Origin of the sequence: Dorea longicatena, from assembly GCF_025150085.1 — a bacterium.
Lineage (GTDB): Bacteria > Bacillota > Clostridia > Lachnospirales > Lachnospiraceae > Dorea_A > Dorea_A longicatena.
On record NZ_CP102280.1, the window covers coordinates 2905656 to 2919963 of the forward strand.

The 14308-nt window shown below is 40.6% G+C and carries 13 protein-coding genes, 1 tRNA gene and 1 pseudogene; 1 reads left to right on the forward strand and 14 read right to left on the reverse strand.

Annotated elements, in window-relative coordinates:
• Window positions 1-198: 198 nt before the first annotated feature.
• From NQ508_RS13955 to NQ508_RS13980, 6 genes and pseudogenes are all read right to left on the reverse strand, one after another.
• Window positions 199-272, reverse strand: a tRNA-Arg gene (locus NQ508_RS13955).
• 437 nt (window positions 273-709) lie between these two features.
• Window positions 710-1585: a DUF3881 family protein gene (locus tag NQ508_RS13960; RefSeq protein WP_022415242.1), complete on the reverse strand. Its 876-nt coding sequence runs from the start codon at window positions 1583-1585 to the stop codon at window positions 710-712.
• Between the two features lie 20 nt (window positions 1586-1605).
• Window positions 1606-2895 (reverse strand): serine--tRNA ligase, encoded by a 1290-nt coding sequence (gene serS / locus NQ508_RS13965; protein ID WP_006427141.1) that lies wholly within the window; start codon window positions 2893-2895, stop codon window positions 1606-1608.
• Between the two features lie 236 nt (window positions 2896-3131).
• A pseudogene (locus NQ508_RS13970) lies at window positions 3132-3650 on the reverse strand (DUF4446 family protein); the annotation flags it as partial.
• 6 nt (window positions 3651-3656) lie between these two features.
• Entirely contained in the window at window positions 3657-4571 is a 915-nt protein-coding gene (locus NQ508_RS13975) for a ParB/RepB/Spo0J family partition protein (protein ID WP_006427139.1), read from the reverse strand.
• A 28-nt stretch (window positions 4572-4599) separates the two neighbouring features.
• Window positions 4600-5361, reverse strand: a complete 762-nt coding sequence (locus NQ508_RS13980; protein WP_006427138.1) for a ParA family protein — start codon at window positions 5359-5361, stop codon at window positions 4600-4602.
• Window positions 5362-5708: 347 nt separating this feature from the next.
• Here NQ508_RS13980 and NQ508_RS13985 point away from each other — a divergent pair, with 347 nt between their 5' ends.
• Entirely contained in the window at window positions 5709-6581 is an 873-nt protein-coding gene (locus NQ508_RS13985) for an alpha/beta fold hydrolase (RefSeq protein ID WP_006427137.1), read from the forward strand.
• Between the two features lie 325 nt (window positions 6582-6906).
• Here the strand turns inward: NQ508_RS13985 and rsmG are convergent, their stop codons facing one another.
• The 8 genes from rsmG to rpmH all read right to left on the reverse strand — a co-directional run bounded on the left by rsmG (window position 6907) and on the right by rpmH (window position 13915).
• On the reverse strand, window positions 6907-7620 hold the full coding sequence (gene rsmG / locus NQ508_RS13990) for a 16S rRNA (guanine(527)-N(7))-methyltransferase RsmG (protein WP_006427136.1): 714 nt from the start codon (window positions 7618-7620) through the stop codon (window positions 6907-6909).
• 240 nt (window positions 7621-7860) lie between these two features.
• Entirely contained in the window at window positions 7861-9771 is a 1911-nt protein-coding gene (gene mnmG, locus NQ508_RS13995) for a tRNA uridine-5-carboxymethylaminomethyl(34) synthesis enzyme MnmG (RefSeq protein WP_006427134.1), read from the reverse strand.
• Window positions 9737-11119, reverse strand: coding sequence for a tRNA uridine-5-carboxymethylaminomethyl(34) synthesis GTPase MnmE (gene mnmE / locus NQ508_RS14000; RefSeq protein WP_006427133.1), 1383 nt, complete (start codon window positions 11117-11119; stop codon window positions 9737-9739). Before mnmE ends, mnmG begins: the two co-directional genes overlap by 35 nt.
• A 66-nt stretch (window positions 11120-11185) precedes the next feature.
• Window positions 11186-12046: an RNA-binding cell elongation regulator Jag/EloR gene (jag, locus tag NQ508_RS14005; protein WP_006427132.1), complete on the reverse strand. Its 861-nt coding sequence runs from the start codon at window positions 12044-12046 to the stop codon at window positions 11186-11188.
• 11 nt (window positions 12047-12057) lie between these two features.
• Window positions 12058-13134 carry a YidC/Oxa1 family membrane protein insertase gene (locus tag NQ508_RS14010; RefSeq protein ID WP_022416190.1) on the reverse strand — a complete coding sequence of 359 codons (1077 nt, stop codon included), beginning with the start codon at window positions 13132-13134 and terminating at the stop codon, window positions 12058-12060.
• A gap of 32 nt (window positions 13135-13166) precedes the next feature.
• Window positions 13167-13379 carry a membrane protein insertion efficiency factor YidD gene (yidD, locus tag NQ508_RS14015; RefSeq protein ID WP_006427130.1) on the reverse strand — a complete coding sequence of 71 codons (213 nt, stop codon included), beginning with the start codon at window positions 13377-13379 and terminating at the stop codon, window positions 13167-13169.
• 6 nt (window positions 13380-13385) lie between these two features.
• Entirely contained in the window at window positions 13386-13727 is a 342-nt protein-coding gene (gene rnpA / locus NQ508_RS14020) for a ribonuclease P protein component (protein ID WP_006427129.1), read from the reverse strand.
• A gap of 53 nt (window positions 13728-13780) precedes the next feature.
• A complete protein-coding gene (gene rpmH / locus NQ508_RS14025; protein WP_021859823.1) occupies window positions 13781-13915 on the reverse strand; it encodes a 50S ribosomal protein L34 in 135 nt (44 codons plus the stop codon).
• Between the last annotated feature and the right edge of the window lie 393 nt (window positions 13916-14308).

Consider the following 14308-nt stretch of genomic DNA (forward strand, 5'->3'; position numbering starts at 1 on the left):
CCAAATGTTAGCTGAACTTCCTAAAACCCATGTTTGCAAACCGGTAATTTTGATTAGCTGTCAGCTAACAAAAATCAGATTGCGTTAGCTGGAAATTGATCATTTTGAATGGAATTTTGTGTCACGAACGTGATTTGAAAATAACAAAAGCGTTCGTTGTCAGCTAATCCAGCTAACATTTTCGAACGCTTTGAAGCCCGTCGCCAAGAGGATTTGAACCTCCGACCCCTCGCTTAGGAGGCGAGTGCTCTATCCAGCTGAGCTATGACGACACATGCCGCAAACCCTTGATTTTACTGGGGTTCTTGGATTTTTCCCTTCGGCCATATATAAGATTATCAACTCTTTTTTGAGTTGTCAATCTACAGATTTTTTTGAGTTGGTAACATTAGAACGTTCCCCAATTTGGGGAATGCTTTGTTGTCACCTTTGGCATTTTTCAGAATAGATTCGAACTGAAAGTTGTTTTTCATTTTTTCCCTTTGGGGAATGCCTCGGCTTTCTCTTAGGAGGGGCTTGTTATATCCATTTAACTAAGGGAGCCTGACTAACTCGTACTTTATTATTTTACCTATTAATCCTGTAAAAGTCAATACAGGGATGGTTTTCCCCATCCCTGTATCTTTCAAAAATATTTATCCACATTTTTCTTTATTTATCCACATACAAAGGGTCTGCCATCGGAAACTTCTTCCGAATGCATGGCAGATTAAAAGTTGATTCTTCCCTGCAACCACACATTTCCTTTGAATCTGCGTCCGACTGCCGGTTCGCCCATGACCTCTCTTTTTGGTACACATACATCGAACAGAAGGCCGTTCACATCCAGTTTCATGATGCAGATATCTTCTCTCGTTATCTCATTTCTGGTAAGACGATATTCCAGGATTTCTCCCATGATCGAATACCGGTCACATTCGATTCCGTACGGCATGATGTACGTATCCACGATCGTAAATACATCTTCCGATATCAATCTTCTTGATACTTTGGAATATGTATCGATGTCATCCAGAGTAAGACTTTCAATCGCCTGTGGATCGCCAGATTTTGCTGCGCTTAACAGCAGCATACGATTGTGTACATCTTCCTGCTGTTCCCGCTCCTGTTCTTTACTTTTCAGCACCGGAAGCAGAATGATTCCCTCATTGCAAAGACCGGACAATGTCACGGAAGAATACTTGATACTTCTTCCACCAAGCTGCCTTTCCCTCAGATATTCCATCATATTCTGAAGATAAAATACCAGATTAATGCCTACTTTTGTATCTTCACAGATGCCCACATATGCTTCCCGGTCTATCCTTCGTTCCACACTGACATCCGCATAGGATGTCACACCGGATCCTTTGAAATATGGTGTATAATAACGGTACTCAAACTGTTCATCGATGTCCATATCTCCGCACACCTTGATCCCGATTCCTTCTCCATATTCTTTTTCAAACTCACAAAGATCCGTTGTTTCATCCTGTGTAACGAGCTGATGTTGTGTATAGGATTCTTCCACATCTTTTAAAATCTGTGTTAAGTGTTTTTTGTCTCTGATATTTCCAAATCCAATGGATTTCATATATTGATGCATACGCTTATCCTTATAACTGCTTATTTTTTAGGTACAAGCTTCTCTGTTCCACCCATGTATGGCTGTAATGCCTTAGGGATCTTAACTGATCCGTCTTCCTGAAGGTTGTTTTCCAGGAATGCGATCAACATTCTCGGTGGAGCTACTACTGTATTGTTCAGTGTGTGTGCGAAGTATTTTGTTCCGTCTTCACCTTTGACACGGATACCAAGTCTTCTTGCCTGTGCATCACCAAGGTTAGAGCAGCTTCCTACTTCGAAGTATTTCTTCTGTCTTGGAGACCATGCTTCTACGTCACAAGATTTTACCTTCAGATCTGCCAGGTCACCTGAGCAGCACTCTAATGTACGTACCGGAATATCCAGTGAGCGGAACAGATCTACTGTGTTCTGCCATAATTTATCATACCAGATCTTGCTTTCTTCCGGTTTACATACAACGATCATTTCCTGTTTCTCGAACTGGTGGATTCTGTATACTCCACGCTCCTCAATACCGTGAGCTCCTTTTTCCTTACGGAAACATGGTGAATAGCTTGTAAGTGTCTGTGGAAGCTGTTTTTCTTCTAACATTGTGTCGATGAATTTACCAATCATAGAGTGCTCACTTGTTCCGATCAGGTACAGGTCTTCTCCTTCGATCTTATACATCATGGAATCCATCTCTGCGAAACTCATAACACCTGTTACAACATTGCTTCTGATCATGAAAGGTGGTACACAGTAAGTAAATCCACGGTTGATCATGAAATCTCTTGCATATGCAAGTACAGAAGAATGAATTCTTGCGATATCACCCATCAGATAATAGAATCCATTTCCCGCTACTCTTCCGGCGCTCTCAAGATCGATTCCGTCAAATGCTTCCATGATCTCTGTATGGTATGGAATCTCGAAATCAGGAACAAAAGGCTCACCGAATTTTTCAATTTCTACATTCTGACTGTCATCTTTTCCGATTGGTACAGAAGGATCGATGATGTTCGGAATGATCATCATATTCTGTTTCAGTTTCTCTTCTACTTCTTTTTCTTCTTTGGAAAGTTCTTCGATCCTTGCAGCACTCTCAGCTACTTTTCTCTTTAATTCTTCCGCTTCTTCTTTCTTTCCCTGTGCCATACATGCACCGATCTGTTTAGAGATTTTGTTCTTTTCTGCACGGAGTGCTTCTACTTCTCCCTTAATATCTCTATTCTTCTGATCCAGTTCTATTACCTCATCTACTAAAGGTAATTTCTCATCCTGAAATTTGTTCTTAATGTTCTGCTTTACAACATCCGGATTATTTCTTACAAATTTGATATCTAACATTTTTCTAAATTCCTCCTGATTATATATATGTTATATTATCTCTCATTTCTTGTTTTTTCAGGTCTTGCCATATCTGGACGCACATTACTGGTTCTTGCATTTAAGATCTTACCATTGTTTGCTTTTCCAGATGTCTGTTTTGTATTTCTCGCATTCGCGCTTTTCTGATTTCCATTCTTTGCCGGACCAGACTTAACAGACTTAAGACTTCCTGTTGCAGATGCAACTGCTTTATCCACCTCTTCTTCATAACCATCTTCGAAGATTGCTTTATCCAGTGCTTCTGCTTCTTCCTCTGCAAGCTCTACATAACTTTCACCTTTTACGATCTCTTTCACATAAGTATAGCAGCCTTCTCTGCTGTGCATCGCATTGATGATCCAACCAGTATTATTATTGTCCAGCATTGCAAGTGCGAAACTGAGTTTACCACCCATTTCATTAAATGCATCATACTTTACAATTCCAAGTTTCTGGTAAGATTTTTCCATCTTCTTGTTAAGTTTCTGAATGTCTGTACGATTCTGTTTTGTATATTTCAGAATGGCCTCTACATCCGAGAATCCCGACATCATACTTTCTTCCAGAGTTTTTCCATCTTTACCACGCATAAACGTCGTATAGCTGCTTTTCAATCGATTATACTTCATTGTTACATTTACATACAGAACGAATAATATAACAATCAGTATCAGCAAAAATATAAATATTAATGCCGGATCGATACCAAGTGCTTTCAGTATTTTGCTATCCATATTCAATTACTCTCCTCTTTTAATGCTCATCATCATATCGAACAGATGTTCTAATTCGTCATCTGAATAATATTCTATCTCTATCTTACCTTTTCCCTTTCCTTTTGATGCTATACTTACCTTTGTTCCAAATACACTCTTCATTTTCTCTTCCAGATCCTGGTAAATAAATGAATTGGCCACCGGTTTCTTTTCTTTCGGCTTCTTTGGATTTTTTATTTCTTTGACCAATTTCTCAGTTTCTCTTACACTGAGTTTTTCGTCAAATATCTTATTTGCCAGTGTGTACTGAAGCTCAGGATCATCAATGGCCAGCAATGCTCTTGCATGTCCCGTTGAAATCATGTCGTCAATGATCATCTGTTGAACTTTATCACTAAGTTTCAGCAAACGCATAGAGTTCGTTACGGCTGTTCTGCTCTTCGATACTCTCTCTGCGACTTCATCTTGTTTCAGATTGAATTCCTCCAGAAGTCTCTTGTATGCAATTGCTTCTTCAATCGGATTCAAGTTTTCTCTCTGAATGTTCTCAATCAAACCTATCTCAAGAATTTCCTGATCTGTATATTCCTTTTCAATCACAGGAACCTCTTTTACTCCGGCAAGTTTTGCAGCTCTCCATCTTCTTTCGCCCGCAATGATCTCATAGTAATCTTTTCTTTTTCGAACAAGCAATGGCTGTAACACACCAAATTGCTTAATCGAATCCGAAAGTTCAAGGAGAGCATCTTCATCAAAATTCTTTCTCGGCTGGTCTCTGTTTGGCTCAACCTCATTAATTTTCATTACCTGTACACCGGATTTAGCTGCTGCATCTTCTTTTGATTCCACAGTTTTTTCCGATGTAACAGACTTCATGCTCTTATTATCAGGAATCAGACTGTCCAGTCCTTTCCCCAATCCTTTTTTCTTTATTGGCATTCGTTTCCTCCTACATTACATCTTTCATTTACTCTCTATTCATAACTTCATCCGCCAGTCTCTGATATGCGCTTGCTCCTGTAGACTTTGGATCATACAGATTAATCGGCATACCATAACTTGGTGCTTCAGCCAATCGGATATTTCTAGGAATAATCGTCTTATAGATGTTCTGTTGCAGGTTTTCCTTTACATTTTCCACTACCTGGAGTGAAAGATTGGTTCGTGCATCATACATAGTAAATACAACTCCTTCAATCTCCAGAACAGGATTCAGCCTTTCTTTTACAAGCTCCACTGTATGTATTAACTGACTCAACCCTTCAAGTGCGTAATACTCACACTGAATCGGAACCAGTACAGAATCTGCTGTTGTCATTGCATTGATCGTCAGCATACTTAACGATGGCGGACAATCAATAATGATATAATCATAATCATCTTTGATCGGCTGAACTGCATTTCTTATAATAAATTCTTTATCATCCACACCGATCAGTTCAATTTCAGCAGCCGAGAGGTCAATGCTTGTCGGTATCACATCCAGATTTTCAATTGCTTCCTTTTGCAGAACTTCATCTACACCAGCCTGACCAATCATAAGATCATAGATATTCTTTTCAACTTCATCTTTGTCTATTCCTAATCCACTCGTCATATTGCCCTGCGGATCCATATCAATAGCAAGAACCTTTTGTCCTTTTTCAGCAAGACATGCCGACAGATTAATAGCTGTCGTTGTTTTTCCAACGCCACCTTTTTGGTTCGCAACGGCTATAACTCGTCCCATTTAATTATCACCTTCCCTTATTTCACATGATTCTAGTATATCACTTTTCAGAATACTTATCCAGAAAATGTTTCACGTGAAACATAGATTTTCCCTTTTCCATAAATATAAAACCGTTCTATATATTATTTTCGTTATCTTTGTGTGACATACGATTTTTGTGAATGTTTCACGTGAAACATTTGTTTTTACCACTTGCTTTATTATTCGTGTCCCTTCTTTTCATATATTCCAAGTAAAATGTCCTATTTCCTTCACTTTGTTCATTTTATGCTCATTTTGTAAAGGCAATCTTCCAATTCATAAGTAAATATAGTATAATTAGGAAAAGAAAGTGAGGTATCAGCATGAACTGGAAAAAGACATTATTATTCATCTCAACAGCAATTGGAACGACAACCTTAGCATTCCATGTAATAAATAAATTCATATTCAACGCCTCCGATGAACATTCAGAAGAAGATGAATCCAATTACTATAATTGGAAATTTGGAAATATATATTATAAAAAAGAAGGAACTGGTTCTCCGGTTCTTCTTATTCATGATCTGAATCATTACAGTTCTTCTATGGAATGGGATAAAGTAATCGGTACTCTTTCCAAAGAACACACAGTATATACGATAGACCTTCTCGGATGCGGCAAATCCGACAAGCCCGCAATTACATATACCTGCTATCTGTATGTTCAACTGCTTACTGATTTTATTCGTGATATTATAGGTGAAAAGACAGATATCGTAGCTACCGGGGCTTCAGCCTCCTTTGTAACAGCTGCCTGTCAGAATATAGCCGACCAGATTGACCATATTATTCTGGTTTGTCCGGAAAGCACACATGCACTTGCAAAAGCTCCAAATCACAAATCAAAACTACTTGCAAAGATAATAAATATCCCTATATATGGAACATTTATTTATAATGTTGGCGCACGCAACACCGCTCTTTCCGACTCAGCAGAGTGTAAATATCTCTACGCCAGCATTTTAGGACATTACACAACTGTAAATGTTGCCCACTGTCTCGAAGGACTTACAACCTCAATTGCAGTAATCACAGGTAAAAACGCACCAGAAACATCACAAAAAGCCACCGAATACTGCCACATACTTCCATCTATCGAACACCTCGAAGTCCCAGGCAGCGGATTACTTCCACAACGCGAAAATGTCAATGCATTCTTGGAGCAACTAGACCTACTATTAAGTGACAACTGCTAATTCAAGGATTTGCACTAATATAGTATAAGCCAATTACTATTTCAAAGACTATCATTAACATTCATAAACAAACGCAGTTATTATTATACATTCCATCCATCAGCAACCTACACACACGTACAAAGGGAGGATGTTTCACGTGAAACATCCTCCCTTTTACCAATTTTTTCTCTTCCTGTTTCCAACACCTATCCTCATCCACGCATCACCCCTACACTCTCATTATTTAATCATTGCCGCCCGCGAAAACCAGATGGAATGAAAATGAGATAGGAATCCCTATCTCATTTTCATTCCATCCCGGGGTAAGCCATTTCTCCAACGATTAAACAATCGGCTCCCTTGAAGGCATCCCTGCCTTTCTCGGATACTTCTTAGCCGTATTCTTCACTTTGTGGATCTTTACAAAGGATCTTCCGATATCCGTTCCCGGCAATTCGAATTTCACTACATCTTCTATCTCTCCTCCAAGCACTTTCACCGCTTTTTTCGATCCTTTTACCTCTTCATCAATCTCACCTGATTTATAAGGTATAAACATACCGCCTACTTTTACATAAGGAAGGCAATATTCACTCAATGTCGCCAGATTTGCAACTGCTCTGGATACACACAGATCATACTTTTCTCTATATGCTGCATCTTTGGCATAATCTTCTGCTCTTCCATGAATTGTGTGGATATCTTCCAGCCCCAGCTCTTCAATCACCGTATTGAGGAACTTAATCCGCTTATTCAGTGAATCCAGTAATGTTACTTTCAAATGTGGGAATGCAATTTTCAGCGGTAATCCAGGAAAACCAGCTCCTGTACCCACATCGATCACTGTATCCACATGATTCATATTCATTACTTTTACAATCGACAAGCTGTCTACATAATGCTTCTCTACAACTTCTTCATATTCTGTGATTCCGGTCAGGTTCATCACCTTATTCCACTCTTCAAGAAGCTTATGATAGATATCAAACTGCTCTTTCTGCTCGTCTGTGATCTCTATCCCTATCTTTTCCAGGCTTTTTTTCAAAATCTGGTCCATATTTTTCTCCTTTTTTCTCTCTAAAATTAATAAGTATATAAAATGTATGATTTTTCATCTTATTCATTTTATATACTTATCATTATATTTACTGTGTAATTATATTTTTAGCGTATATTAATATTAATACATTTATTTTTGTGTTAGATGTTTTTCTTACTGATATACTTCATTATATTACAGCTACTCATCCCGCTTTTCTTACTTTTTCATCACATTTATTAATTTATCTATGATTTCTTATCTGTGATTTCCGCTCAGATACACAAGCAATACTGATATATCTGCCGGAGATACACCAGAGATACGCGATGCCTGCCCGATTGACACCGGTCTGTACTCTTTCAGCTTCTGAACTGCCTCAATACGAAGGCTGTTCACTGCATCATAGTCCATATCTTCCGGAATTTTCTTATTCTCCATCTTCTTGAACTGCTCTACCTGGCGTTTCTGACGTTGGATATAACCGTCATATTTCAGAGAAATATCCACCTGCTCGATCACTTCTGCTGCCAGATCTTTCGGAAGTTCCGGTCTCGTCACATCAATAGCCGTAACAGCTTCGTAAGATAATTCCGGTCTCCTTATCAGTTCTGCCAGACTGCTTCCTGAATTCAAAGGTGTACTTTCATAAGATTCCAGAAGTTCCTGTACCTTTTCACTGGTTCCGACATAGGCATTCTTTAATCTCTCGATCTCAGACTCGATCAGTCTTTCTTTCTCTTTCAGACGATCATAACGCTCCTGTGAGATCAAACCGACTTCATAGCCTTTTTCTGTCAGACGCTGGTCCGCATTATCCTGTCTAAGGAGCAGACGGTACTCTGCTCTCGAAGTCATCATTCGGTACGGTTCATGGCTTTCCTTTGTAACCAGATCATCGATCAGAACGCCGATATAAGCCTCTGAGCGGTCTAACACTAAGGATTCCTTGCCCTGCAGCTTTCTGGCGGCATTTATGCCCGCTATAAGGCCCTGTGCGGCAGCTTCTTCATAGCCCGAGCTTCCGTTGAACTGACCGGCACTGAATAAGCCGCTGATATTGCGGAATTCCAGTGATGGTTTTAACTGTCTCGCATCGATACAGTCATACTCGATCGCATACGCATTCCGCACGATCTTCACATGCTCCAGTCCCGGAACACTGCGGTACATTGCATACTGTACATCTTCAGGCAGCGAACTTGACATTCCGCCGATGTACATCTCATCTGTCTCCAGCCCTTCCGGTTCCAGGAATACCTGATGACGTTTTTTGTCCGCAAATTTTACCACTTTATCTTCGATAGACGGACAATATCTCGGTCCCGTACCCTCGATCATGCCGGAATATAGCGGCGATCTGTCCAAATTGGCACGGATGATCTCATGTGTCGTCTCATTTGTATAAGTCAGCCAGCAGGATGCCTGGTCGATCTGCACATCGTCCGGATTCGTGGTAAATGAAAATGGTACCACTCTTTCATCTCCGAACTGTTCTTCCATCTTGCTGAAATCAACTGTTTTCCGGTCTACTCTGGCAGGTGTTCCTGTCTTAAAACGGTACATTTTAATGCCCAGTTCTTTCAGACAGTCAGTCAGATGATTGGCCGCCTGCAGTCCGTTCGGGCCTGTATACTGACTCACATCACCATAAATGCATCGTGCTTTCAGGTAAGTTCCGCTACAGATGATAACCGCCTTACAGTGATATGTTGCACCGGAAAATGTCTGCACTCCCGTGATCTTTCCATCTTCCACAAGGAGATTGGCAACCTCTCCCTGTTTGATCTCCAGGTTCTCCTGAGCCTCCAGTACGCGGCGCATCGTTCTGCTGTACACTGCTTTGTCTGCCTGTGCACGGAGCGAATGTACCGCAGGACCCTTGGATTTATTTAACATTTTTGACTGGATAAATGTACGGTCGATGACCTTTCCCATCTCTCCGCCAAGGGCATCCAGCTCTCTTACCAGATGTCCTTTCGAGCTTCCGCCGATATTCGGATTACACGGCATCATCGCAATGCTGTCCACACTTACGGTAAATACCAGTGTCTGAAAGCCCAGTCTCGCCGTCGCCAGTGCTGCCTCACAACCTGCGTGGCCGGCACCGATGACTACGACATCATATTTATCTTTATTTTCCCATACAGAATTTGCTGAATATCTCATTAACCAAATCTTCTCCTATCGTTTCGCCGGTGATATTACCGAGAGCTTCATACGCATCCATAAGGTCGATCGAATAGAAATCCTCCGGCATATCCGCGGCAATGCTGTCATTCACACGTTCCAGTGCAGCATATGCATCCTGAAGCGCTGTTTTCTGTCTCACATTTGTAATATAGATTTCATCATTAAATGTCAGTTCTCCCTGGAAGAACATCTCCTTTAACGTATCTTCCAGCTCTTCGATTCCCTGTACATTCTTTGCAGAGATCTCGATCACCGGAAATTCTTCCGGCAGTTCTTCCTGTTCTTTTGTCACCTGCATATCCAGATCGGATTTATTTAACAGGATGATCGCACGTTTGCCTTTGATCAGATGCAGGATCTCTGCATCATTTTCATCCAGTGGTCTGGATGCATCGATCACATACAGGATCAGGTCTGCCTTGTCCGCATATTCTTTCGCACGATCAACACCGATCTTCTCCACCACATCTTCCGTATCACGGATACCGGCAGTATCCATAATATTTAAGGAAATGCCCTTCAGATTCAGGTGTTCTTCCAGTACATCTCTTGTCGTACCGGCAATATCAGTAACGATTGCCCGGTCTTCTCCGAGAAGTACATTTAACAGAGAGGATTTTCCCGCATTCGGTTTCCCGAGGATGACTGTGCGTACGCCCTCTTTTATAATCCTACCATCATCACAGCTATCTAGCAATCTTTTCATTGCTTCCATGATCTCATCGACGACTTTTTTCAGTGTTTCTCCATAGCCGTCAACACTGATATGCTCCGGATCGTCCAGTGCAGTCTCGATAAATGCAGTATGATACAGGATCTTTTCGCGCATTTCGCTAATCTTATCTTTGATATTTCCTTTTAACTGGCTTACCGAACTCTGCAATGCATATTCGTTCTGCGATGCGATCAGATCACCAACTGCTTCTGCCTGCGAAAGATCCAGTCTTCCGTTCAGGAATGCACGCTTAGTGTACTCTCCCGGCTCTGCCGGGCGTGCACCGTTTTTGATCAGGACTTCGAGAATTCGTTTTACCACATAGACACCGCCGTGACAGTTGATCTCTACCGTGTCTTCACCGGTATAGCTGTGCGGCCCGCGCATCAGCATGACCAGGACCTCGTCAATTACCTGTTCTCCATCAACAATATATCCATAATGAATGGTATGTGACTTCTGATCACATAGTTTTTTCTCTTTTTTCCCCTTATATACCCGGTCTGCGATCTGAAATGCTTCCGGTCCGCTCATTCGTACAATTCCTATTCCCGAATTACTCATTGCCGTAGATATTGCGGCAATCGTGGAGTTATATAATTGTTCCATAATTTCCTCCAATATACATTTGAGTGAAAAAAAGACAGGGGCCGCTTAAAGACCCCTGTCTCTTAATTATCGATTATTTCTGTTTCTTACCAGTGTTACCACAACTCTTCTGTACGGCTCTTCACCTTCACTGTGTGTGGATACTGCCGGGTCAGACTGCAGCGCAGAGTGAATGATTCTTCTCTCGTATGGATTCATTGGCTCAAGAGAAACTGTCTTTCTTGTTCTCTTTACTTTGCTTGCAATGTTCTTTGCAAGATTTTCCAGTGTTTCTTTTCTTCTTCTTCTGTAATCCTCTGTATCGAGTTTCACTCTTACATAGCCATCCTGCATCTTGTTGGCAACACGATTTGTAAGATACTGCAGAGAATCAAGTGTCTGTCCGCGTTTTCCGATCAGGATACCCATGTTGCTTCCTTCCATATTGATGGAAAGTGCTCCTTCTTCATCTACAACAGATGTAACTTTTACATCATCCATGCCCATTGCATTCATCACATCGTAAATGAACTTTTCACATGTCTCGATCGTCTGTGGTTCAACTTTTGCAAGTTCTACTTCTTTCTTTGGCTCAGATTTTACTTCCGGTTTTTCTTCTCTTACATTTTTCTTTGTATGAGAATGCTCTTTTGCCGGCTTCTTCTCTGTCTTCTTCTCTGTCTTCTTCTCTGTCTTCTTCTCTGGTTTTACTTCTTCTTTTACCGGTGTTTCAACTTTACTTTCTTCCACTGTCTCTTCAACCGGTTTTTCTTCTCGTTTTCTGCGGGCTTTGATTACTGCCTGCTTTCTTCCGATTCCAAGGAAACCTTCGCTTCCTTTTTCAACAACAATATAATCTAAGCGATCACTTGTTACACCTAACTGAACTAACGCTTCGGTGATCGCATCGTCCAATGTCTTTGCCGATACAGTAATGTAATCCTCCATGACAGCGCCCCCTAATCATTTTCGTTAAATTTCTTCACCATGTTTGCTTTTGATGCGAGACTTCCTTTCTTCGCATTTTCAGCTTTCTTGTGTGCGTTTTCTACCTTGGCTTCTCTTTCTTTTTCACTCAGGTTCGATGTACTCTGTCTCTTCTTCTGGTTCTGATTGTTCATATTCTTGGTATTCATCTGAGCCATTGCTGCGATACGTTCATTCTTCTCGCCACGTTTTACACGTTTTTCCTCAGCCTTTTCCTTATTCTGCTCCAGAATCTCTTCTACAGAAATCTTGCTTAAGTGCTTATTGATAAATACCTGCTGAACACAACGTACTACCGCACTGACGATCCAGTACAGACCGATACCTGTCGGAAGTGAGAATACCATAAATACCGAAAACAGTGGCATTGTGATATTCATCGTGTTCATTGTAGACGCCATCGGGTTATCTTTGTCCAGCTGCTGGCCTGAAATAGCCTGTGAAAGCTTGATACTTCCATACTGTGTCAAACCTGATAATACCGGAAGTAAAATCGCAGTAATAATGATCATGATTGCCGGGAAACCATAGCTTCCGCTGTTCTTGATCATCTGCATAGGTGAGATAGTCAGATCCGGAAGTGTCAGGAATACATTTACAGCCTTTGGAGCTGTCTTGATCTCCGGAACATATTTCTGGATATTATAGATAACCGGGTACAAAGCAAATAACAGCGGCATCTGAATCAGTAACGGAAGGCATCCTGCTGACATCGATGTACCATATTTATCGTACACCTGCTGAATCTCTTCCTGCTGTTTCATCATGGACGCCTGGTCTTTCTTATTTTTATACTTCTTCTGTATAGCCTGAATCTCCGGATTCATAACAGAAGACATCTTGGATGTTCTCTGCTGCTTAATCGTAAGTGGAAGTAATAATGTATACACAAAAATCGTATACAGAATAATCGACAGACCTACCAGCCCGCTATCGCTTGGCAGACATTTGTCCAGGAAATTATAGATAAAGTTCATTACCTTACCCAGAATCCAGCAAAGCTGTCCGACAATCGGCCAGTTAGCGGCAGTCAGTAAACTTGGTACCATAATTTTTTCCTCCATATGTAGTTGTAATCTTTTTAAGGAACAGGGTCGTAACCTCCTCTGGTAAACGGATTACAACGCAGAATTCTCCACACCGCCAGTCGTCCTCCTTTTAATGCGCCGTATTTCTCAATTGCCTCTTTCGCATACTGAGAACAGGTCGGATAAAATTTACAGGTGGAACCGCCCTTTATCGGAGACAGATATCTCTGATAAAATCTGATACCAGTGAGCAGAATCTTCTTCATAATACGTTACCCCTCATCTATAATCTTATGAAGATGACCCAGATGGAGCATTGCGCCGACAATATCTTTATAATCTTTTCCTTTGGCGCCTATTCTTGCTATAACAATTATATCTAATCCACATCTGAATCGTTCTTCTTGCAGTCTATAGCTTTCTCGGATTAATCTTGTTAATCTGTGCCGTACTATACTGTTTCCTACTTTTTTGCTTACAGATATTCCTAATCGATTCTGACTTGTCCCATTTTCCAGTACATACATGACCAGATATTTGTTGGCGTAAGATTTCCCTTTTCTATATATATATTGGAAATCTTTGTTCTTTTTCAGTGATTCGGAATACTTCATTGTCTTATTCTCCTAATTTTTCTGAGTAGAAGAAAAGGCCACATATATGCGGCCTACGCTGATAATTTCTTTCTTCCTTTTGCTCTTCTTGCAGCAAGTACTTTTCTTCCACCTGCTGTGCTCATTCTAGATCTGAAGCCATGTACTTTAGCTCTCTGTCTCTTCTTTGGCTGGAATGTCATCTTCATGGATATCCACCTCCTTATTTTATTCCAAGGGGCTTGCCCCCTAATTTTCATAAGACATCAGCCTTGATTATATAAAAAAAACCGCTCTACGTCAAGCTATTCCTTAAATTTTAAAAATATATTTATCCACATTTTGTGGAAAACTTTGTGGATTTTTGTGGATAACGTGTGGAAATCATATATTTTTTTAGATTTTTTCCCCATTTCATGCGCATTTTACAAGTGTTGATAATTGGGATTGAGTTTTCCACATATTTCAAATCTACATCAAGAGAAACTGCCAGTTGCCAAAGCATAGCGATAAAAGATTGCCTAAAGCAACTTTTTGATGTACAATGTAGAAGAGTGGGTTTATAGGTGAAAATCCGCGAATCAGACAGATTAGGAGTAAAT